Below are 23015 nucleotides of genomic sequence, written 5' to 3'. Positions count from 1 at the left end.
CGCCCCCAATTTGTGAAAAATCTTGAATTTTGTTAAACTCGTTAATCAAATCGCTGCTATTAAAATCCGATCAAAAAGTCAAATCATCCTTCTAACAACCTATACAAACCCCCCATGACCGTTAAGGGTTTTTTCGGTGACTCCGGGGCGGGTTTATATCCGTTATTTCTGGGTAACATCTATAATTGCAGAACCCGCCTCTACGGGATTTCTGACGGCTACAAAAACGCTTTTTCTAGATGCGTAAACGGTAGCCAACTCCGCGAACGGTTTCAATGAGTTCACCTGGTAATTTTTTGCGAAGTAGTCCGACGTAAACATCAACAATATTAGAACCCGGATCGTAATTATAACCCCAGACTCGATCTAGAATTTGTTGGCGTGTGATTACTTGTCCGGGGTGACGCATGAAGACTTCTAAGAGGTTAAATTCTTTGGCGGGTAATTCAATTTCTTGTTCGTTTAATTTGACTGAACGGGTGCGTAAGTCAACCACCAGTTCACCGACTTGTAAAGTGGTTTTTGCTGGACTGGTGTTGAGGGTGTTGGTATTGCGGTTTTGGGATCTTAATCTTAAGCGAATTCGGGCTAAAAGTTCTTCAAAATGAAAGGGTTTGGTAATGTAATCATCGGCGCCTTGACTTAACCCTTTTACTTTGTCGCGAATATCATCTCGTGCGGTGAGAATAATAATCGGAATTGTTACCCCTTGACCCCGCAGTTCTTCCAGTACAGTTAACCCGTCTTTTTTGGGTAAACCCAAGTCTAAAAGAATCAGATCAAAATTCCCTGTTAAAGCCAGATTTGTGACTTCTTTGACATCGGATGTAGAAGTGGTTGCAAAACCATTGGCTCGCAATCCTTTTTCTAAAAAAATCACAATTCGAGGTTCATCTTCAACAATTAAAATCCGGTTCATAGTCCTTACTTATCCTTGGGAAAAATCGATTGATTACTGCTGATTTTAATCGGTAAAACTAAAGTGAACGTCGCGCCTTCACCGAGTTGACTGTATAATTCTACAGAGCCTCCGTGACTTTCTGCAATAGCGCTAACGATGGATAGACCCAAACCCGTACCCTCAGAAGAACTCTGACTATTTTCTGCTTTGACAAACCGTTGAAAAATTCGATGTTGATCGACTTGAGAAATGCCAACGCCAGTATCTCTTACCCAAAGTCGAAATTGCTGCTTTTTTGAGGTTTTCTCAACAATAGAACCGATGGCAATGGTATCGTTTTCTTGGGTATGTTGAACGGCATTTTGAACTAAATTGATTATCGCTTGAGTCAGGCGTTGAGGATCGACATAAATTGAACCTGTTCCTTGAGCGTCTAATATCCAATTTCGGTTAGCTAATCCCTGAATTTTTAAGTATATTTCCTGGGTAAGTTCGGCTAATTCTACCGTTTCTAAGCTCAAAAAATCTTGCTGTTCTGAGCGAGCGAGCAGTAATAAATCTTCGACTAAACGAGTCATTCGCTTCAGTTCATCGAGAGCCAATTTAATAATTTCCGGTCTTTCTTCGGGATCGTAATAATCAAGAGATTCTAAATTACCTTGAACAATGGCTATCGGCGTTCGCAGTTCGTGGCTAACATCATTCAAAAGCTGTTGGTGAGCCAAAAATGCTTTTTCTAGACGATCCATCATCTGATTAAAGGTTGTTGCTAATTGAGCCATTTCTCCTTGTCCGGATACAGAAATTCGTTGAGAAAGGTCAGTTTCACTAATAGCATGAGCCGCTTGAATCAGGGTTTGAATGGGACGCAAAACCCGTCCGGAAACAAACCAGGCTAAGATTAAAGCGAAAACAACCAAAACTAATAAAACGGTAACAACAATAAAAACGGTATCTAGAACTTCTTCTCGTTCTCCAGCTAGAATATTCGCAATAATTAACACCCCCGCTACTTTTCCGTTAATCGTTAGCGGCTCTGTATGATAGAGAATTTCTCCAGCTTCTTTATCGAAAATCTTCCCTCGTATCGTTTGAGTAATTTGGGAAAGTTCTTGAATTATAGCCGAATTTCGAGAGATTGACTCCGGCAAACTCAGCGGACTGGAACGATAAAATTTACCCCCAATTGTGGCTATCAAAAAGGTTTTATCACTGGGAAGTTTTTCGTATAAAAAATGATCGAACAGTTTTTGAGGATCGGTTTGTTTTTCGGCGGAAACATGATAGTTTATAGATTGTTCAAAAACCTCAATTTCTTCCTCTAAATCTTCGGCAACTCTTCGATCAACTTGCAGAATGACTAAATGAGTAAAAATGGGAATAGACAATCCCACAAAGCAGCCCGTTATAATCACATACCAACCCAGAATGCGGGTGCGAGCTTCTCCAAAAAAACCATGACTCACCCCGTTTTTTGAACCCGAACTTAAGGTCTTCCCCGGTGAATTTTTGCGATCGCTAGCGGTTGACACTTATTTCAACTCCTCCTGCTGTTTGAATTCACAGCTTGTCTCTCAAAAATGAAGCTGGTTTGCGATTTGATATTAGAGTAGAAGTTCCCCCGAAGCGAAAGACTTACCTGAGTACAGATGAACGTTTCCAGGCTAGTTAAAAGGCTTTACCTGGCCTGAATACAACCGTTATCTGGTATCAGTTATAATCGCTCGTTTTGCTGATAGAACAGTACCACGACTTTACCATTCTAGCAAGGTTTACAATCCCATCCTTGATTTAAGCTTCAATCGGTTTCCTTCCTCAAGTAGGGAGTTTCAAAAAAATTTTGATGTATCGATTGATGATTGCTGATTTTCATCGGTAAAACCAAAGTGAAAGTCGCGCCTTCACCGAGTTGACTGTATAATTCTACATGGCCACCGTGACTTTCTGCAATAGCTCTAACAATGGATAGACCCAAACCGGTACCTTCATAAGAACTCCGACTATTTTCTGCTCTTACAAATCGTTGAAAAATTCGATGTTGATCGACTTGAGAAATGCCAACGCCAGTATCTCTCACCCAAAGGCGAAATTGCTGTTTTTTTGAGGTTTTCTCAACAATAGAACCGATGGCAATGGTATCGTTTTCTTGGGTATGTTGAACGGCATTTTGAACTAAATTGATTGTGGCTTGAGTCAGACGTTGAGGATCGACATAAATTGAACCTGTTCCTTGAGCGTCTAATATCCAGTTTCGGTTGGCTAATTTCTGAATTTTCAGGTATATTTCCTGAGTCAGTTCGGCTAATTCTACCGTTTCTAAGCTCAAAAAATCTTGCTGTTCTGAGCGAGCGAGTAGTAATAAATCTTCGACTAAACGAGTCATTCGGTTCAGTTCATCGAGAGCCAATTTAATAATTTCTGGTCTTTCTTCTGGCTCGTAATAATTAATCAACTCCAAATTTCCTTGAATAATGGCTATCGGCGTTCGCAGTTCGTGGCTAACATCATTGACAAGTTGTCGGTGAGTTACAAAGGCTTTTTCTAGACGATCCATCATCTGATTAAATGTTTTTGCTAATTCCGCCATTTCTCCTCGTCCGGATACAGAAATTCGTTGAGAAAGGTCAGTTTCACTAATAGTATGAGCCGTTTTAATCAAAGATTGAATGGGACGCAGAAGCCGTCCGGAAATAAACCAGGCTAAGATTAAAGCAAAAATCACCAAAACAAATAAAGCTTTAATCACAATATAAAATGTATCTAGAGCTTCTTGTCGTTCTCCGCCTAAAATATTGGCAATAATCAACACACCCGTTACATTTTCGTTAATAATTAGAGGCTTTGTCTGATAGAGAACCTCTCGATGTTTTGCATCAAAAATATGCCCTTCAATCGGTTGAGTGGTTTGGGAAAGTTCTCGAATCAGGGGAGAAGTTTCAGAGATTGACTCCGGCAAACTCAGCGGACTGGAGCGATAAAATTCACCGTTAATCGTCGCAATCAAAAAGGTTCTATTGGCGGGAATCTGTTTGGATAAAAAATGATCGAATATGTTTTGGGGGTCGGTTTTTTTTTCGACAAAAACGTGATGGTTTACACAGTTTTTAAAATTCCGTATTTCCTCCTGCAAGTCTTTAGAAACTCTTCGATCAACTTGCCAAATCACTAAATGAGTAAAAAGGGGAATAGACAATCCCACGCAGGAACCCGTTAGAATCGCATACCAAGCAAGAATTCGGGTTCGAGTTTCTCCAAATAAACCCTGACTCAACCCGTTTTTTAAACTGAAGCTTAACTTGTTGCTTGATGAACTTTTTCCCTCGCTATTGATTGACACGAATTCCCACTCCCCCTGATGTTTACAACTCGCACCTTTTCTATTAAAAATAAAGCAAATTTAATGTATGGATATTTTAGCCGAACTTCTCCCGAGTCAAAAGCCCGACCCGACGACATGAAATTTTCGAGGTTTTTGAAGGGGTTTGAGGGGGTAACAAGGGTTGAAACTCCTGTGGGGATTAAGTTTCAGCCGATGCGGTTCTGACACAACCCAAGCAGAATTTGACGATTTTAGCCCGGTTGACATGGGTAGCACCTAGAACCGAGAGACCAAGGCTTCATCAAAAATTCATCAAATTCATCAAAGCTTCATCAAAGCTTCATACTTGCTTTAAAAACCTGTGGAATAGTTAAAACTGTCCGATTTCGAGTTCGACACACTTCATTCATCTTATACCGTCCAGGTTATCAAAACCCAGGCATAGCACCCAAAAGTTAACGGAGAAAAGATTGATGACCCGAAAAGCCAGTCTAGCAAACCATTATACCTCTGACGAACTGAAGCAAAAGTACCTGAAAAGTAAAGAGATAATCGAGTCAAGAAGATGGCATCTTTTGTGGAAAATATCAGAGGGTTGGACCATAAAAGAGAGTGCAATTGCTGTCGGTATTAATTATGATTATGCCAAAGAAATAGTCAAGAAATATAATGATTTAGGAGAACCGGGAGTACAGCATATAAAAAGCAAGCACATGAGAGGGAAAAAAGCCCTGTTAACCCAAGAGCAACTGGAAAATTTAGGGAAAGAATTAGAATCGAAATTATCAAAGGGAGAAACGTTGAGCGGCCCACAAGTGGCGCGTTGGATAGAAAAAGAAACGGGAATCAAGAACGTCTGGAATCAAAGAGGTTGGGATTACATCAAAAAAGCCGAGTTACTTATGGCAAACTCCTAAACTCAAGTAACTGAAAAAAACTGTAACAAACCTATCGCAACTTGAAAAAAGTTTGTGAGTCAAAAAGGGCTGTAAATGCACTTCAGTCTACAAAAAGGGATTCTGTACAGGTACAGTTGTCTATTCCCCTTCTTGAGCGGTGTTTTTCAGCCCTTGAAAAGCGGTTAAGCTCAATAAAATCTGAAGAGAAAATAAAGTTCATCCGAAAAGCGAGTTTTCGGGTCAATGACGAGAAATTGACAATTCATCACCTGTTTTTGATGATTCTTGCTACTTGCATCCCTACACTTCGCCAATAATGCAAATGCAACCAGCTTATGCAGAACCTATCGCCTCAATGGGAGAACCCACAGAAGATATCTAAGTGATTGGTCAAAAAGTAGCAACACCTCTGAGGTCAGGGTTCATCATTCAAGTTCAACCTCAGAACAACAATCTAAAATTTTGCTTAAGAAAGTGGGTGTTGAACGGAGTTTTTTTCTCATTTTAACTTTAACTTTACCGGAAATCGTACTGAAATCTGCTCTGAATCCAAACTCATAAATTCTTGAGGGAAAATCCAACCCATTCTAGTTTGACCTGTTGTCTTTTGACACTTGAAGAAACCTGTCATAAAGTACGATGCACAGTTCATTTTTTTGACCCAACTTTCAATTCCAAGATAATTCTTAAATCTTGTGGATAAAGTTGTCAATCAATCGTGCTGCCAATTAACCTTTACAAGGAAGAAAGCGATGAAGGTCAATAGCAAAATAATGACACTGATTTCTCTACTCAGTGCTTCATTAAGTTTAACATCTAACTCTGTGCAGGCTGCAACGGTCTCTTTTAGCGATCCCGTTCCAGAAGAAGGCTTAAGTTATGAATGGACAGTCCAACTCGATAGTGACGACACTGCTGAGTTTAGCTACTATGTTGGTGCAAAAAGTTGGAATGAACCTGCAAATCCAGTGGGATTAAAGGGTTGGACTCATACCTCGAATTGGGTAGCCTTAGAACTACTAGAACCGACACAACTCAACATCCAAATTGATCGACAACCCGGAGTTCCGACCGCAACAGACATTGCAGGCGATCAACTCTATCCTGCCTTTTCACTCTATAAAGGATGGCAAAACAGCGGCGAAGAAGATCATCAATACAACACAGTAGGTAATACCGACTGGATAGATGAAATTTCCTATCTAGCCCATGCAGCCAATGAAAACCTCGCTATATCAGTTTTTGAGTCTTTGACTTTACCTGCCGGACTGTACAGCCTCTCAATTGGAGGTAATCCCCCTGAAGATCCTAGCATTGTTGGATTCCACGGCTATAGCGCAACCCTAACGACGGCGCCCGTACCAGAACCGGCAACGAGTGGCCTGCTGTTTATGGCGATAGGAATTCTGGGGATTGCGACTCGTCGTCAATCAGAGGTTCAAAAATGAAATTAACTCTTTTGAATTTAGGCAAAATAGCGGCATTAACAGCTATTTTCTGCCTTGATATTGCTTCTGATGCCAAGGCGGCTTACTTTCAGACCAACCTCGTTTCCAACAACCCCGCTTACAACCCCCAATTTCTTGATCCATATTTGCAAGGTTCACGTAGTATTGCCATTCGTACTGCGGGGTTTGGCGGACACTTTTGGATTAACAATATCGATACCGGAACCGTCACCGAATATGTTGGGGATGTGGGCAATATTCCCTTATTTCAAGATGGTTTAACCGTAGTTACCATTCCCGCCTCACCGAATAATCCTTCCGGAATGTCGAGTCCCACTGGGCAGGTATTTATTGATTCTCAGGACTTTGTGATTACCCTAGATCATCCCAATGGCGCAGTCACCGCTCCCAGTAAATTTTTATTTGCCTCACTCGATGGGACGATTTCGGGTTGGACGGATCGCAAACGGCCTGATGGTACAAATGACTGGCCGATTGTCTCAACGATTGTAGTTGATCGTTTTCAAGAGTCGATTTACTACGGTGTAACTGTTAGTGATTTGGCTTCAGACAATCGGATTTATGCCGTTGATTTTGGGGAAACTCCAGGCATTGAAGTTTTTGATCGGGTTTTCAATGAGATTACCTCAAATGTGGTTTTTGCTAATCCTTTTGAGTCGGAAGGTTATGCTGCTTATAACATCCAAACCTTTGACGGATCGTTGTATGTCACCTATGCTCAACAATCAACCGAGTCATTAGGTTCCGAAAAAATCGGAACCGGATTGGGTCGTATTGCTCAATTTGACTTTAACGGGAACTTAATTAACACTTGGGAAGATGGGGGATTGCTGAATGTTCCGGCGGGTTTAGCCATCGCCCCTTCGGATTTTGGTGAATTTAGTAATAGCTTATTAGTTGCTAACTTTGGTGATGGCACGATTGTGGGTTTTGATCCGAACACTCGCCAGCCTTTAGGTTATCTTGAAGATTCTCAAGGTAATCCCATTGTGATTCCTGGTTTGTGGGGATTAACTTTTGGGAATGGGGCGAGTCTGGGTGAGGCGAATCATCTCTATTTTGCCGCCGGCCCGGAAGATGGCAGCAATGACGGACTTTTTGGGAAACTTCAGTCGGTTCCCGAACCGGGTTCTGTGTTGGCGCTGTTTGTCGTTTCTGGTGTTGGGGTAGTTTGCACTCGCCGTACTCAGGTTAAGCGCCACAAAAGCTGAAGAGAAACTAAAGTTAATCAAGAAAGCAAGTCATCACGTTCACAGCAAGAACTTAACAATTCATGGCTTGTTTCTGACCACTCTTGCTATTTCGGTCACTGGAGTTCACAAACAGGGTAGGTTGTGTCTACCCTACAATTGTTATTCGGTCACGATGTACAAAGGTCATTATGGAATTTTTGTCGAATACACTGGTTCTTTCACGAATGCAGTTTGCATTAACTGCGATTTTCCATATGCTGTGGCCTATCTTGACTACAGGAATGGGAGTTTATCTGGTTATTGTCGAAGGACTTTGGCTGAAAACCCGCAATCCTCAATATTACTATCATGCCCGTTTTTGGGCAAAACTCTACATTCTCAATTTTGGTATTGGTGTCGCCAGTGGAATTCCGATGGAGTTTCAATTCGGGACTAACTGGGCGCCGCTTTCTGAAGCCATTGGCAACTTTTTTGGGAGTATTATCGGTTTTGAAGCGTCAATGGCGTTTATGTTAGAAGCCGCTTTTTTAGGGATTATGGTGTTTGGTTGGCAACGAGTTAACCCCTACATTCACTATCTGTCAACCATTCTTGTGGCGTTTGGGGCAAATTTATCCAGTTTTTGGATATTAGTTGCAAATTCTTGGTTACAAAATCCCACAGGGGTTGAATTGATCGAGGGTGAATTTATCGTCAAAGATTATTTTCAAGCCATTTTTAACCCCTATATGCCCAATAGTGTTTTACACATGGTTTTTGCAACTTGGGAAACCACATTATTTGTGATTGGGGGAATTAGTGCTTGGTATATTCTACAAAAACGCCATGAAGCTTTCTTCGCCACTTCCCTCAAAATTGCCTTAGCCGCAGCGATTATTATCGCCCCTCTACAACTCTATATCGGACACCTTAGCGGTGAACAGGTTTATCATTTTCAACCGACCAAATTAGCGGCAATGGAAGCCCAATGGGAAACGATTCCCGCCGGGGTTTCAGCCGACTGGAGTATGATTGCTATTCCCAATGAAAAGACGCAACAAAATGACTGGGAAATCAAAGTACCCAATGCTTTGGGCTACATTCTTGAATTCAAAAAAGAACTCTCTGAACCCGTGCAAGGCTTGAAAGAATGGGCCCCAGAAAATCGCCCCCATTTGTTGGGACTAATTTATTACAGTTTCCGCATAATGATTGCCATTGGGTTCTATTTTGCGGGCTTAATGTTTGTCAGTTTAATTCAATGGCTACGGGGTCAATTTTCGGCCGAAAAGATTACTCAACAATCTTGGTTAATGTGGGGTTGGATTTTAGCGGCACCGTTGGGATATGTTGCGGTAGAATGTGGCTGGACGGTGCGTTGTGTCGGACGTCAACCCTGGACGGTTTATAACTATATTCGCACAGAAGATGCGGTTTCCAATTTGCCGCCCGGAGACGTCTTAACAACATTAACACTCTTTGCCAGTGTCTACGCGGTTCTATTATTTGCGGCGTTTTATTTTGGCAGTCGAATTATTCAAAAAGGGCCTGATTTTAACCTGCCAATTCCGGGGATGGAAGAACAACCCCCATTAAATACTGAACCCGGAGAATTTATCCCCGATGAACGTCCTGTAGAAGCGCAACAATAAAGGAGAGTGCATGAACACTTTAACGTATTTCTTGCCTCAAGTTTGGTTTGGAATTTTAGCCCTGTTTCTATTGCTTTATGTGATGTTAGATGGCTTTGATTTAGGCGTCGGAATTTTGTCTTTGACCTCATCAACCGAAGAACGTCGCGGGATTTTAATGACCAGTTTGAGTAATATTTGGGACGCGAATGAGACTTGGTTGGTTTTGATGGGTGGGGCGTTATTTGGGGCGTTTCCGTTGGCTTATGCGACGATTTTGAGTGCGTTGTATATCCCGATTTTTATGATGATTTTTGGGTTTGTTTTTCGGGGTGTGGCGTTTGAGTTTCGCGAACAAGCCCGTAATAAGTTTATCTGGAATGTGTCTTTTGGAGTAGGAAGTTTTCTCGCCGCTTTGGGTCAAGGATTTGCCCTGGGAGGGGTGTTAAAAGGGATAAAAGTTGATGCGGCGGGTCATTTTATTGGCGGTCATTTTGATTGGTTAACCTGGCAAACGATGTTAGTGGCGTTAACGTTAATTCAAGGATATGTTTTGATTGGTTCAACCTATCTGATTTGGAAGACAGAAGGAGAACTGCAAAAAACCCATTATGCAACCGCTAAATTGGCAGCCGTGACAACTTTAATTGGCGCGGTGATTATTACCATTGGCACTCCGATTTTCTCTATTTTTGCCCGAGAACGGTTGTTTTCTAAGCCGATGGTTTATCTTTTTGCCGTGATTCCGGTGTTGGCTGTGCTATTGATTTGGCAGTTAATTCGCAGTCTGAACAATGAAGCGGAAAGAACGCCGTTTATTTGGACTATTTTGCTGTTTGTTCTCACATTTTTTGGATTGGGTTTGGTGGTATTTCCTTATATTATCCCCACTCAAATCACGATTTATGAGGCGGCGGCTGACCCGAGTTCGTTGGTGTTTATGCTGATTTTTATCGGCGCTTTAATTCCGGTGATGTTGTTTTACAATATTTACCAGTATTTTGTGTTTCGAGGAAAGGTCACAAACCCCCATTACGGCGAATAGTTTTTTGAGATTTTAAAAACCCGGTTTCTCACAGAAACCGGGTTTTTGGTATTTTACTTTTGAAGAAAAAATTAAGAATGATCGGGTTAAATTTTATTTGAGGAAAGAAAAAAATTTTGCGGTAAAATGGGAAAACCAGTTTCTTCTAGATCCCGAAAAAAATATTAAATTAGGGTGAAACTTTCCGGCTCAAAATTCTGTTTAATCGGCTACAATTTACAAATTTTTATCGGTAAACTTTGACGGTTTGTCAATCTTTTCAGAATGTTAATCTTGATACTGTCAAAACTGTAGATAATCATTAAAAATTTGTAAGAGGAATGTTCAACATTAAGTTGTGTCTCGATACATTATTGCAAGCCTTTACTTGTGAGGTGTGACCGAGGTTGAGTAGGTATGCCGAGGAGAATTCCATGTTCGAGTCTCTACTTCCCCCATTGAACGATCACAATTTACCCTATCCCGACACGATGCACCCCATCGTCGTGCATTTTGTGATTGCAATGGTATTGTTTGCGGTTTTGTGCGATGTGATTGGCTATTTCACGCGCAATACCCGCCTCTACGAGGTGAGTTGGTGGAATCTGGTTTTCGCTACAATTTCCATCTTTATCGCCATTATTTTTGGTCAGGCGGAAGCGGGGCTGGCCTTACCCTATAACGCCGTCGAACAAACTCTAAATTTACATACATTAATTGGCTGGTCGTTGGCGGGAATTCTCGCCGCAATTACGGGCTGGCGGTATGTTATTCGTCTAAAAAATCCCCAAAAATTACCAATATCTTATCTGGCTGTCGGACTGTCGCTATGTGTATTAGTCGGCTTTCAGGTTTATCTCGGCGATGAACTGGTTTGGGTCTACGGACTGCACACCGTTCCCGTCGTTGAAGCTATTAAGGAGGGTATTCTGTAATGGATGCTGAACTGATGAACCAATTACAGTCGCTCGGGGCGAACGGCTTACCCTATGCGATTCCCATTCATCCCAACTTAGTTCATCTTACCTTGGGTTTGTTTATTCTGGCGATCGCTTTTGATTTTATTGGGGTGTTATTTCCCTTTGAAAAACACGTCTTCAAATTTTTTGCGATTCCGGCAGCCCGTGCCAACTTTTTTGATGTGGGTTGGTACAATATGTTGGCGTCGGCAATTATTACCGTGTTTACCGTCGCTGCGGGTTTTTATGAAATTATGTTGGCGAACCCCTACACAAACGTTAAAAGCGCTTGGGGAATGGAAGCAATGGAAACCATGCTTTGGCATGGAGTCGGCGGTGTATTCCTGTTTTCGCTAATGATTGGAATGACAATTTGGAGAGCATTTCAACGGTTTTCTTGGCGAAAAGATAGAACCCGCCAAGTGCAGTGGAGTTATCTAATGGCAGGCATGGCGATTTTATTTATCATGTTTGTTCACGGCACACTCGGTGCCCAACTCGCCGCAGAATTCGGAATTCACAACACCGCCGACCAATTATTAAGAATGGGTGAAAATCCCAATATTGTCTTGAGATAAATTTGGTCATTAGGGAACAGGGAAAAGTGTAGGGGCGCGCCTCCGAACAAATGTATGTTTCTCACAAATCACCTTGAAAAACCCGCCTGTTGGCTAATTTTTGGGTTGAATTGTGGGGATGGGGCGGGTTTATAATTCTTGTTTGTGAGAATTAAAGATGGGGCGGGTTTACAATAATTTTTTCTGGGAATTAAAGATGGGGCGGGTTTATAAGAATTTTTCCTGGGAATTACAACTTAACTCGAACCCGCCCCTACAGAACCCGCCCCTACAGAACTCGCCCTAACAGTGAACTGAAAACTGAAAAAACTGGTGACTGATTACTGATTACTGATTACTGTAAAAGAGGTTTTTTCTTATGTCTGGTGAATTAACGGGAGGGTCAACCCCTCAAAAACAATACCGAAAATGGTTAATCCTAACAACAATAGCGATTGTTTTGGCTGTCGTTAGTATTGGAATTGGAAAACTTTCCTATTCCTGGCTACCCCCACAGGCGGCGGCGGAATCTATCTTAATTGATGATTTATTTAGCTTTTTGGTCACGTTGGGCGCGTTTATCTTTTTGGGAGTAACGGGAACGTTAACCTATTCGGTTATTTTCCATCGTGCGGCTAAATATGACATGAGTGACGGCCCCCATATTGAAGGGAATGTCATGTTAGAAGTGATTTGGACGGCGATACCGATTTTATTGGTATTTTGGATTGCTGGATACAGTTATCAAGTCTATCAGAAAATGGCAATCAAAGGGCCGATGGAAGTGGTTCATTTGCATCATATTCAGATGGGAATGCAACCCGCTTATGCAGCAGAATCTATCGCCTCGATGGGAGAACCCACAGAAGATATCGAAGTGATTGGTAAACAGTGGGCTTGGGTGTTTCGTTATCCCGAACAAAATGTTACCAGTACCGAACTTCATCTGCCAACAAATAAACGAATTCGATTGGCGTTAAAATCCGAAGATGTTCTGCACGGGTTTTATATTCCCGCTTTTCGTCTCAAACAAGATATTATCCCAGGCGAAAACATCAACTTTGAATTTACGCCGATTCGCGAGGGAACTTATCAACTCACCGACTCTCAATTTAGCGGAACTTATTTCGCGACAATGATAGCGGATGTGGTTGTAGAATCTCCCAAAAACTATCAGGAATGGTTGGCAAATGCGGCAACTCAAACCCCGACGGCGGCGCCCAACCAAGCAGCAGCCGAATACGCCGAAGAACAGCACGAAACCATTAAATTAGGCTGGCCAACTGTTAAACCGGCTCAACCTCCGGTTGTTAATTATCACAAATAGAGGCAATAGGCAAAAGGCAACAGAGGCAACAGGCAAAAGGTTTACAGTCACCAGTCACCAGTTTTTAGAATTATCAGTTATTAGTGGCTTCTGACTTCTGACTTCGGGGCGGGTTTATATCAGTTATTGCTGGGAAGCATAGATTCATTCGGAACCCGCCCCTACGCATCTTCTAACTCCTGAACTCCTGAACTCCTGAACTCCTGAACTCCTGAGAATAAACATTAGGAAATTTCATCAATGAGTAGCACTCCCCTAGAAAATAAACCTGCTGTGAGTCATTCACACGCGGAAACGGTAACAACTTGGAAAACGTACTTTAGCTTTAGTACCGACCATAAAGTTATTGGCATTCAATACTTGGTCACGTCGTTTTTCTTCTTTTTAATTGGTGGCATCTTTGCCATGATTATTCGGGGAGAATTAATGACCCCGGAATCCGATTTAATCGAACGAACTTTCTATAACGGAATGTTCACAATGCACGGCACCGTGATGCTATTTTTGTGGACGTTTCCGGCTTTGGCGGGAATGGCAAATTATCTCGTTCCGTTGATGATTGGGGCGCGAGATATGGCGTTTCCCCGGTTAAATGCGGCGGCATTTTGGATGATTCCCGTTGTCGGTGTGTTAACGATGGCGAGTTTTTTCCTCCCTTCGGGTTCTGCCCAGTCCGGTTGGTGGTCTTATCCTCCCGCTAGCACTCAAGTTCCTTTGGGATTTTGGATAAACGGTCAATCCGTTTGGATTTTAGCGGTGGCGATTTCCGGGGTTTCTTCGATTATGGGCGCCCTTAATATTGTCACAACGATTGTGAAAATGCGGGCACCGGGAATGACTTATTTTCGGATGCCTGCCTATGTTTGGACGGTTTGGGCTGCACAAATTATTCAGCTTTTTGGACTACCTGCTTTAACCGCAGGGGCGGTAATGTTGTTGTTTGATGTCACCGTTGGAACCAGCTTTTTTGACCCCGCTGATGGCGGAAATCCGATTATCTTTCAACACCTGTTTTGGTTCTATTCTCACCCGGCGGTTTATGTGATTATTCTGCCGATTTTTGGTATTTTTTCGGAGATTTTTCCCGTTTATTCTCGCAAGCCGTTATTCGGTTATAAAGTCGTTGCAATTTCTTCGATGATTATTGCCGGAGTTAGCGGTTTGGTTTGGGTGCATCATATGTATGCCAGTGGAACTCCTGGCTGGATGCGGTTGATTTTTATGTTATCAACCATGTGTGTTTCTGTTCCGACGGGAATTAAAGTGTTTGCTTGGGTGGCAACAATTTGGGGCGGTAAATTGCGTTTAAATACGCCGATGTTGTTTGCTTTGGGTGCGTTAGTTTTGTTTGTGTTTGCGGGAATTACAGGAATTATGTTGTCATCGGTTCCTGTTGATATTCACGTGAACAATACTTACTTCGTTGTTGGACATTTTCATTATGTTCTCTACGGTACCGTAACGATGGGGCTGTACGCTGGCATCTATCACTGGTTCCCGAAAATGACCGGGCGTATGTATTACGAAGGGTTGGGTCAGTTGCATTTTTGGTTAACGTTTATTGGTACAAACCTCAACTTTTTACCGATGCACCCGTTAGGATTAAATGGAATGTTGCGTCGGGTTGCTTCCTACGACCCAGAGTTTACATTTTGGAATGTTGTAGCTAGTTTGGGGGCATTTTTGTTGGGAATGTCAACGCTACCGTTTATTCTTAACATGGTCAGTTCTTGGAGTCATGGTAAACCCGCTCCTGCTAATCCTTGGCGGGCGATAGGGTTAGAATGGTTGGTACCTTCTCCGCCTCCGGTTGAAAATTTTGAGTCAATTCCGGTGGTGATTAGTGAACCCTACGGTTATGGAAAAACCGAACCTTTAACCGCCAATGACCCCAACGTTAAATTACCTCACCCGGCATCGAAACCCGTTGAACATTAAATAATGTAGGGGCGGGTTCTGTGAAAAATATATGTTTCTCAGAAATAGCTTACATAAACCCGCCCTAAACTCAACTCAATTTGTGTATGTTTGACTGAACGGGTTTGGGCGTATGCCATACGCCCCTACAAACAATAATGACGCCATAACAAAGGTGTATCCCACCAACCCCTACCGAGGAAGAAAGATGACCACAAATAGTTCTTTAACTTCAGAACAAATCGAAGAATATTTACACGAAGCCGTTAGCGAACACGTTCACGACGAAGAAGCCAACAGTATGTTTGGCTTTGTGATATTTCTGCTGTCGGAAAGTGTAATTTTCATCAGTTTCTTTGCGGCTTATATCGCCTACAAAACCACTGCGGTTAACTGGCTTCCTCCCGGAGTTGAAGGGTTGGAAGTTCGAGAACCCGCAATTAATACGGTGATTCTGGTTTCCAGCAGTTTTGTCATTTACTTTGCCGAACTCGCCCTCAAACGCCACAATTTAACTTTCTTTCGCCTGTTTCTCGCCGCAACAATGGCGATGGGAAGTTACTTTTTAGCCGGACAAGCGATTGAATGGAGCGCCTTAGAATTTGGCTTTACCAGTGGTGTTTATGGCGGAATGTTTTACCTGTTAACCGGTTTTCACGGCTTACACGTTTTAACCGGTGTTTTGTTACAAGGGATTATGTTAGGACGGTCTTTCATTCCCGGTAACTACGATAAAGGTCACTTCGGTTTTGAAGCAACTTCCTTATTTTGGCACTTTGTTGATGTGATTTGGATTGTCTTATTTATCCTTATCTACATCTGGCAATAAAAAGGCAATAGGGAATAGGCAAGAGGCAAAAGTCAACAGTTAAAAGTCAGAAAAAAACTCGGAACTGGTGACTGCGAGGGGGCGGGTTCATAAAGGTTGTTAGTAAGTAACATATATCAACGGGGAACCCGCCCCTACAAAACAATTTCCTGTTCCCTGTTCCCTAATTTCTGAACTTCTGTACGCGAAACGAGCGCGAATGCGCTTACTTCTGAACTCCTGAACTTCTGTTCTAATTACTGCTATGATTATCGACGACCAACACTACGACATTATTATCATTGGTACCGGTGCGGGTGGCGGTACACTTGCCCAAAAACTTGCACCGACCGGAAAGAAAATTCTGCTCCTTGAACGGGGCGACTTTATGGAGCTAAAGGATCAAAACAGGGCTGAGGTTGATATTTTCAAAAAAGAACGCTATCGTTCGCCTGAGCGCTGGTATGACCCGCATGGTGAGTCTTTTTCACCCCTCAATAACTATGCGGTGGGTGGCAATACTAAAATTTACGGTGCCACTTTACAACGAATGCGCGAACGGGATTTTGAAAAGGTTGAACATCAAGATGGTGTTTCTCCCGAATGGTCGGTCAAATACAAGGATTTTGAACCTTATTATGCAGAAGCAGAAAAGCTTTATCAGGTTCACGGTTTAGCCGGTGAAGACCCCACCGAACCCTCTCGCAGTGCAGAATATCCTTATCCGCCTTTTAATCACGAACCTTGTATTCAAAAAGTTGTTGATGCAATAGCAGAAAAAGGTTTGCATCCGACTTCTTTACCGATGGGATGGACGCGCCAAGATGATGACCCGACCAGTGATTCTGAAATTTACGGAATTAATCCGGCGCTAAAACATCCCAATGTCTCTTTAAAAACATCTGCTAAGGTGCTTTGTTTGCATACCAATTCTACCGGAACGGAAGTTAAAGCGGTGGAAGCGGAAATTAACGGACAATCTTTTTTGATGTTTGCTGATATTGTTGTTTTAGCTTGCGGCGCGATTAATTCGGCGGTGATATTATTGCAGTCCGCCAATGAAAAACATCCCGACGGACTCGCCAACCGTTCCGGTCAGGTTGGGCGCAATTTAATGAAACAACAAATGACGGCAATTGTTCAATTGGATATTGCCTCTAATTCCGGTAAGTTTTCCCGGTCTGTTAGTGTAAATGATTTCTATTGGGGTGATGAGAATTACGCCTATCCGATGGGTCATATTCAAAATACGGGCGGACTTTTGCAGGATGTTATTTTTGCCGAATCTCCCCCGATTTTTTCGGTTTTGGCGAAAACAATGCCGCAATTTGGATTGAAACAATTGGCGATGCGTTCGATTGGTTGGTGGGCGCAAACGGAGACTTTACCGGATACAAATAATAGAGTGCGGGTGTCGGATAATAAGATTTATCTCGATTACACTCCCAATAATGTTGAGGCTCACGACCGGTTGGTTTATAAATGGTTGGATGTGTTAAAATCGATTGATAAACAACGGGCTAGTGTTTATCCTCGGGGTGAAGTTCCGGTTCAAGTTGTGGCAATTCAGTCGGGAACTTGTCGCTTTGGGGAAGACCCGAATACTTCGGTTTTGGATGTTAATTGTCGCGCCCACGATGTTCAAAATTTGTATGTGGTTGATAGCAGTTTCTTCCCGTCGAGTTCCGGGGTTATGCCCGCTTTAACCGTGATTGCTAATGCGTTACGGGTCGGAGATCATCTCATCAGTTTACTCCATTAAAGCTGAATTTTGGCGATCGCAAATTACTTGTTTATCGCTTGGATATTACAAGTTATCACTAGGGTAGGCAGCGCTTACCCTATTTTAATGATATTTAAAGAATTCTCGAAATGTGTATCAATCCGTATCCTATATCCCTCCCAAAATTAGTATTGCTGAACCGCCCTTTATTTTAGGTTAACTGGCTTTTGCTGCTGCGAATACGGGTTCAATTCTAAAAAAAAAGCAAACCGAGATAAAATTTTGTCAAATACTTAACAATTTCAATTGAATTGTCCTCGTATAATAAACCTCTAGTGTTAGGATTGGGGTTCCATTGACTTTTCTCCTTTCATCGTGTAAGCAAAACCAACCCAAACCGACCACCAAATCCTCTCCTAAAGCGCTTGAAGCCGATACCAAATTTTCTTGATTGCTTTACCTACACCCCCTTTATGTAAAGATGAAACAGGTTGAGGATGCTATAATTGTAAAGCTTTTGTAAAGTTGTCCGGAATGTGTTGCTGCACTTCTTCGACCTCGTTTAACATTTTTAGTATTAACTTTGTATATCTTCACTGAGTTTTGCCTTGCTATAAGGTTAAACTTTATGCAGGGGGGGAAACTATCACAACTTCTGGAGCATTTAGAATGGACGCTAACCCTTCGTTAAGGAAAAACTGGTGAATTTTAAAAGTATCTTCAAACACATCTACCTGGTTACAGTTACATTCATTTATATGGTAGCTGTTGCTCTAGTTCTGGTCGGCATCTTAGTTTTCGCAATTGTCAATGAAATCTTAAAACAAGTTAAATTCATCTTACAAGCCAAATCAAAAAAAATCGTATATAGAACGTTTACACCTCTTAAACAACAGCCGATTTCTTCAAAACAGGAACAATTATGGAATCGTTTTTAATTTAGAAACTTTTTCATTGTGGCTGTCACTATTTTGCAAAATATCTTGATTATCACCCCTCATTCTACCCAATTTAAACCCGGGTAGAATGTTTTTTTATTCGGAACGATTGAACCCTTCGGCTTTACAATAAATCTTATGAGGCGCTACACTAGAATATTGAAACAATGCCGGACATAACCACCCTTCTTGAGCGGTTTCCTGCCAAAAATACCAATTTCCCCCATATTCTTCTCGCAACCACAACAACTCCGCTTGATATCCGGGAAACGGGTTGGCTGAAAATAATAATCGAAAACCAAATTCGGCATTGGGAATATTTTCAACCAATTGATCAATCATTTCCGGTACTCCACTAACAAAAGGTTCCCGTACCAGTCCGACTGTCTCATCATCAAACACCCAGGTTTGTTGATAGCGATAGGGGTAAATGACCAGCATTGAATTGTTCATATGTTAGCCGTCGTTGCGATGCACGCGCAAAAAATAAGGACTAAGACCACAAACTTTCTTAACTGCAACGATAATTATGCCCCTCCAGTTATTCTACCGCAAAATCGGTATACTTTCGTTTGTAAGGAGCATCAAACCCCAAAACAATAGCATTTGAGAAACCCGGTTTCTCAACTAAAAATATCGGCTACAACTGATAGCACCAGCAAGAAACCCGGTTTCTGACACCCGATCTTTAGAAAATTATAAAGCGATCGCGTCATTTGTACCCCTCTGGGCAGACAATAGAATAGGAACCGTAACCAGAGTTACAGTTATTTAAAATGTCACAACCCACGATTGAATCGATATTACAGGAAAAACGCCTCTTTCATCCCCCGGCGGAATTTTCCCAAAATGCCCACATTAAAAGCTTAGACGAGTATAAACAACTCTATGAAAAAGCCCAAGCCGACCCCGAAGGATTTTGGGCAGAACTCGCCGAAAAAGAGCTACACTGGTTTGAAAAATGGCATCAAGTCCTGGACTGGCAACCCCCCTTTGCAAAATGGTTTGTCGGGGGTAAGATCAACATATCCTACAACTGCCTCGATCGCCATTTAACGACCTGGCGCCGCAACAAAGCCGCTTTAATTTGGGAAGGCGAACCGGGAGACTCTCGAACTTTGACCTATGCGGAACTGCATCGCGAAGTTTGTCAGATGGCGAACGTGATCAAACAGTTGGGGGTTCAAAAAGGCGATCGCGTGGGAATCTATATGCCCATGATACCGGAAGCGGCGATCGCGATGTTGGCTTGCGCGAGAATTGGCGCCCCCCATACCGTTGTCTTTGGCGGGTTTAGTGCAGAAGCGTTAAAAGATCGTTTAGAAGACGCCGAAGCCAAACTTGTCATTACCGCAGACGGAGGATGGCGAAAAGATGCCATTGTCCCCTTAAAAGAACAGGTCGATAAAGCCTTACAAGCCGGTGCATCCAGCGTCGATAACGTTTTAGTCGTCAAACGCACCGCCCAAGATATCCACATGGAACCCGGACGCGATCACTGGTGGCACGATCTTCAACAGGGCGCTTCCGGCAAATGTCCCGCAGAACCGATGGATAGCGAAGATATGCTATTCATCCTCTACACCAGCGGCACCACCGGCAAACCCAAGGGCGTCGTTCACACCACAGGCGGTTATAACCTCTACAGTCATATTACCCTAAAATGGGCGTTTGACTTGCAAGAAACCGATGTCTATTGGTGTACCGCCGATGTGGGCTGGATCACCGGACACAGTTATATTGTTTACGGGCCGCTATCCAACGGGGCAACAACATTAATGTACGAAGGCGTTCCTCGTCCGTCCAACCCCGGTTGTTTGTGGGATGTGGTCGAAAAATACGGCGTGAATATATTCTACACCGCTCCAACCGCCATTCGCGCTTTAATGAAGATGGGCGAACACCATCCCAACGCCCGAGACCTGTCATCGCTGCGACTGTTGGGAACCGTCGGCGAACCGATTAACCCGGAAGCTTGGATCTGGTATCATCGGGTAATTGGCGGTAATCGCTGTCCGATCGTCGATACCTGGTGGCAAACCGAGACGGGCGGGTTTATGATCACGCCGTTACCGGGGGCGACACCAACCAAACCGGGTTCGGCAACGTTACCCTTTCCTGGAATTATAGCCGATGTGGTCGATGCGGACGGCGAACCTGTAACCAACCAAAGCGGGGGATATTTGGTCGTTAAGCATCCCTGGCCGGGAATGATGCGGACGGTGTATAAAGATCCCGATCGCTTCCGACGCACCTATTGGGAACATCTACGACCCGCAAACGGCGAATACATCTATTTTGCCGGAGATGGCGCCCACCAAGACGAGGACGGCTATTTTTGGGTGATGGGTCGGGTTGACGATGTGATTAATGTTTCCGGCCACCGTTTGGGTACGATGGAAATTGAGTCGGCGCTGGTTTCTCATCCGATGGTTGCCGAAGCCGCAGTGGTTGGGAAGCCGGATGAGGTCAAAGGCGAAGAAATTGTTGCTTTTGTGACCTTAGAAGGGGAAAATCAACCCACTGAGGCGTTAGAAAAGGAATTGAAGCAACACGTTGTTAATGAAATTGGGGCGATCGCCCGTCCCGGTGAAATTCGGTTTACTGATGATTTACCGAAAACGCGATCGGGTAAAATTATGCGGCGTCTGTTGCGAAATTTGGCAGCCGGTCAAGAAATTAGTGGCGATACTTCTACTTTACAAGATCGCAGCGTGTTAGAAAAATTGCGGGGCGGTGCGTAAAGTTTAACCCCCACCAACCTCCTGATCCCCCCGCCTGCGGCACCCCCCTTTTTAAGGGGGGCAGGGGGATTGAGAGGTATATAACCCCCACCAACCTCCTGATCCCCCCGCCTGCGGCACCCCCCTTTTTAAGGGGGGCAGGGGGATTGAGAGGTATATAACCCCCACCAACCTCCTGATTCCCCCGCCTGCGGCACCCCCCTTTTTAAGGGGGGCAGGGGGGATTGAGAGGTATATAACCCCCACCAACCTCCTGATCCCCCCGCCTGCGGCACCCCCCTTTTTAAGGCAGGGCTGTTTCATTCTAAAATTTTGCGATCGCGAGGAGCTAAAATTGGAAGCAGTTTCACCCCTTTTTTCTTCAGAACACCTAAAATCTTAGAAAAACATAGCGATCGCCTGACTCAAACGGCTTGTTCCACTCTGATTCTTAAAGGCGGGAATTGAACAATAAAACTGGCGATCGCGCCGGATGTAAAATGATAGCAATCGCCAGTTTTTTCTTAAATTTTATCTATGGATAGTCTAATTAAAGAACTTAAAAAAGTCAAGGACTTTCGCCGCCGCCAGGGCAGAAGGCATCCATTATGGTTGGTGCTATTGATAGTAATTTTGGCAGCGATGCAGGGATACTTAGGGTATAGAGCGATGGGAGATTTTGCCAAAGCCAATCAACAGCTAATTGTTAAAAAATTTAAGATTTCATCCCCAAAAGTTCCATCTTCATCAACCATAAGACGAGTTCTGATGGGAGTAGACTGGTCAAATCTTCAGGACATTTTTAATCAATGGTCTAGTAGTCTATGTGAATCTGATGATTTGAGGGATTGGGTCTGTATTGATGGCAAAAGCTTAGGCAGCACTGTAGACAATTTTGGCAACTCTCATCAAAACTTTGTTTCATTTGTTTCCTTGTACAGTCAAGAATATCAAGTTGTATTGGGATTAAATTGCTTTGAGAACAAACGCTGTTCAGAAATTAAGCAAGTCCAAGAAATCATCGAAGATTTTCCCCTGAAGAATCAAGTATTTACTCTGGATGCTTTGCACTGCCAAAAGCAAACCGTTAAAAAAATTATTGAATCAAAAAATCACTACTTAATCACCGTCAAAAAGAATCAAAAAAAATTGTATCAAGCTCTAGAGTCTGTCGCCCACAATCAAGAGCCTTTGAGTATCAAGATAGAGCAAGATAAAAGTCATGGTCGCCAAATTCAACGCCAAGTAGCTGTCTTCAAGAGTATAGATTCCCTGAAATCTAGTTGGTATGAAATTAAAAGCTTAATCCGAGTTGAAAGATGGGGTAAAAGAGGTAAAAAGGACTATCATCAAGTCGCTTACTACATCAGTAGCGTTTGGGAAAAAGCCGATTATTTTTCTGAAAAAATAAAAGGTCATTGGCAAATTGAAAATCGCTTGCATTGGGTCAAGGATGTGATCTTCAAAGAAGATGATTCTTCTATAGCTCACTTTCAAGCACGAACGAATTTATCGATTCTTCAAACTATTGCAATTAATCTTTTTAGACTTTTAGGCTTTGTGTCAATTACAGAGGGTCAAAGATGGCTTAATAACAGGTGGTCTAGGCTTTGGATTTTGTTAGAATGAAACGGCCCTGCCCTTTTTA

Annotated in this window: 17 protein-coding genes; 13 read left to right on the top strand and 4 right to left on the bottom strand. The window is 42.9% G+C overall.

Going from position 1 to position 23015, the window contains the following annotated elements; all coding sequences use genetic code 11:
* Nucleotides 1-235: 235 nt before the first annotated feature.
* The 3 genes from ACL6C3_RS01620 to ACL6C3_RS01610 all read right to left on the bottom strand — a co-directional run bounded on the left by ACL6C3_RS01620 (nt 236) and on the right by ACL6C3_RS01610 (nt 4238).
* Nucleotides 236-919 (bottom strand): response regulator transcription factor, encoded by a 684-nt coding sequence (locus tag ACL6C3_RS01620; RefSeq protein WP_413164680.1) that lies wholly within the window; start codon nt 917-919, stop codon nt 236-238.
* A 5-nt stretch (nt 920-924) separates the two neighbouring features.
* Entirely contained in the window at nt 925-2433 is a 1509-nt protein-coding gene (locus ACL6C3_RS01615; RefSeq protein WP_413164678.1) for a sensor histidine kinase, read from the bottom strand.
* Between the two features lie 266 nt (nt 2434-2699).
* Nucleotides 2700-4238: a sensor histidine kinase gene (locus ACL6C3_RS01610; protein ID WP_413164675.1), complete on the bottom strand. Its 1539-nt coding sequence runs from the start codon at nt 4236-4238 to the stop codon at nt 2700-2702.
* A 455-nt stretch (nt 4239-4693) separates the two neighbouring features.
* Here ACL6C3_RS01610 and ACL6C3_RS01605 point away from each other — a divergent pair, with 455 nt between their 5' ends.
* The 11 genes from ACL6C3_RS01605 (at nt 4694) to ACL6C3_RS01555 (ending at nt 17745) form a co-directional block, all read left to right on the top strand.
* Complete coding sequence (locus ACL6C3_RS01605) at nt 4694-5137, top strand: helix-turn-helix domain-containing protein (RefSeq protein ID WP_413164672.1); 444 nt, start codon at nt 4694-4696, stop codon at nt 5135-5137.
* Nucleotides 5138-5871: 734 nt separating this feature from the next.
* Nucleotides 5872-6567: a PEP-CTERM sorting domain-containing protein gene (locus ACL6C3_RS01600; protein WP_413164669.1), complete on the top strand. Its 696-nt coding sequence runs from the start codon at nt 5872-5874 to the stop codon at nt 6565-6567.
* Nucleotides 6564-7799, top strand: a complete 1236-nt coding sequence (locus ACL6C3_RS01595) for a TIGR03118 family protein (protein ID WP_413164667.1) — start codon at nt 6564-6566, stop codon at nt 7797-7799. Before ACL6C3_RS01600 ends, ACL6C3_RS01595 begins: the two co-directional genes overlap by 4 nt.
* Before the next feature lie 170 nt (nt 7800-7969).
* Nucleotides 7970-9412, top strand: coding sequence for a cytochrome ubiquinol oxidase subunit I (locus tag ACL6C3_RS01590; RefSeq protein WP_413164664.1), 1443 nt, complete (start codon nt 7970-7972; stop codon nt 9410-9412).
* A gap of 10 nt (nt 9413-9422) precedes the next feature.
* A complete protein-coding gene (gene cydB / locus ACL6C3_RS01585) occupies nt 9423-10436 on the top strand; it encodes a cytochrome d ubiquinol oxidase subunit II (protein WP_413164662.1) in 1014 nt (337 codons plus the stop codon).
* 413 nt (nt 10437-10849) lie between these two features.
* Entirely contained in the window at nt 10850-11350 is a 501-nt protein-coding gene (locus ACL6C3_RS01580) for a DUF2231 domain-containing protein (RefSeq protein WP_413164659.1), read from the top strand.
* Complete coding sequence (locus ACL6C3_RS01575; RefSeq protein ID WP_413164657.1) at nt 11350-11952, top strand: DUF2231 domain-containing protein; 603 nt, start codon at nt 11350-11352, stop codon at nt 11950-11952. Before ACL6C3_RS01580 ends, ACL6C3_RS01575 begins: the two co-directional genes overlap by 1 nt.
* 358 nt (nt 11953-12310) lie before the next feature.
* Entirely contained in the window at nt 12311-13258 is a 948-nt protein-coding gene (locus ACL6C3_RS01570) for a cytochrome c oxidase subunit II (RefSeq protein WP_413164655.1), read from the top strand.
* Between the two features lie 240 nt (nt 13259-13498).
* Nucleotides 13499-15196, top strand: coding sequence for a cytochrome c oxidase subunit I (locus tag ACL6C3_RS01565; RefSeq protein WP_413164653.1), 1698 nt, complete (start codon nt 13499-13501; stop codon nt 15194-15196).
* Nucleotides 15197-15383: 187 nt separating this feature from the next.
* A complete protein-coding gene (locus ACL6C3_RS01560; protein ID WP_413164651.1) occupies nt 15384-16004 on the top strand; it encodes a heme-copper oxidase subunit III in 621 nt (206 codons plus the stop codon).
* 244 nt (nt 16005-16248) lie between these two features.
* Nucleotides 16249-17745, top strand: a complete 1497-nt coding sequence (locus ACL6C3_RS01555; protein WP_413164648.1) for a GMC oxidoreductase — start codon at nt 16249-16251, stop codon at nt 17743-17745.
* Nucleotides 17746-18740: 995 nt separating this feature from the next.
* Here ACL6C3_RS01555 and ACL6C3_RS01550 read toward each other — a convergent pair.
* Complete coding sequence (locus tag ACL6C3_RS01550; RefSeq protein ID WP_413164646.1) at nt 18741-19085, bottom strand: DUF6717 family protein; 345 nt, start codon at nt 19083-19085, stop codon at nt 18741-18743.
* A 335-nt stretch (nt 19086-19420) separates the two neighbouring features.
* Here ACL6C3_RS01550 and acs point away from each other — a divergent pair, with 335 nt between their 5' ends.
* A complete protein-coding gene (gene acs / locus ACL6C3_RS01545) occupies nt 19421-21388 on the top strand; it encodes an acetate--CoA ligase (protein WP_413164644.1) in 1968 nt (655 codons plus the stop codon).
* A 516-nt stretch (nt 21389-21904) separates the two neighbouring features.
* Nucleotides 21905-22996 (top strand): ISAs1 family transposase, encoded by a 1092-nt coding sequence (locus ACL6C3_RS01540; protein ID WP_413160293.1) that lies wholly within the window; start codon nt 21905-21907, stop codon nt 22994-22996.
* Nucleotides 22997-23015 lie beyond the last annotated feature (19 nt).

This window comes from Capilliphycus salinus ALCB114379 (assembly GCF_047276495.1).
GTDB classification, from domain to species: domain Bacteria; phylum Cyanobacteriota; class Cyanobacteriia; order Cyanobacteriales; family Microcoleaceae; genus Capilliphycus; species Capilliphycus salinus.
The sequence above is the reverse complement of the archived record's forward strand: the minus strand, read 5'-3'. Positions and strand labels throughout refer to the sequence as shown.